Source organism: Neobacillus paridis (assembly GCF_016765675.1).
GTDB classification, from domain to species: Bacteria; Bacillota; Bacilli; order Bacillales; family Cytobacillaceae; genus Neobacillus; species Neobacillus paridis.
The window spans coordinates 1-417 of sequence record NZ_JAESWB010000053.1; the positions used below are offsets into that span (position 1 = coordinate 1).

Annotated in this window: 1 protein-coding gene; it reads right to left on the reverse strand. The window is 59.5% G+C overall.

What is annotated here, in order from left to right; translation table 11 throughout:
• The coding region (locus JK635_RS05525) for a transposase (RefSeq protein WP_202652994.1) at positions 1-417 on the reverse strand (417 nt) is incomplete at both ends.

Genomic DNA, 417 nt, shown 5'->3' on the forward strand with positions numbered 1-417 from the left:
ATGCCGAGGGCCGCCTGATTTGGGACGCCGCGAATGATGACAGTGGTGTCGCCAAGCCGAACTTCGATCTCGCCGTCATCAACAGCGGCGGCCAATTGTGCTCGCGTTGACGATGGCGCTGGCTGGCTTTCGACGACACGAATCGGAATCAGTGCCGGCGACTGGCCCGTGGCCTGGGCCGTGAAATAGTCGTGGCGCCAGCGTGCCAGCAAATTGGTGTTGAGGCCATTGGCCAGCGCGACACTGGCGATCGACACGTCGGCGCGAAGTGTTTGCTCGACTACTTCCCGTTTGAAGAGCCCGGAGAAACGTCGTCGTTTGCCACTCCTCGATGGAACTGCAACGATGGATTGCTCATGTTTCTCCATGTTCGTGCTCGCGAGATCGGAAACACGGAAGAGTGCCGCGTTGAACGAT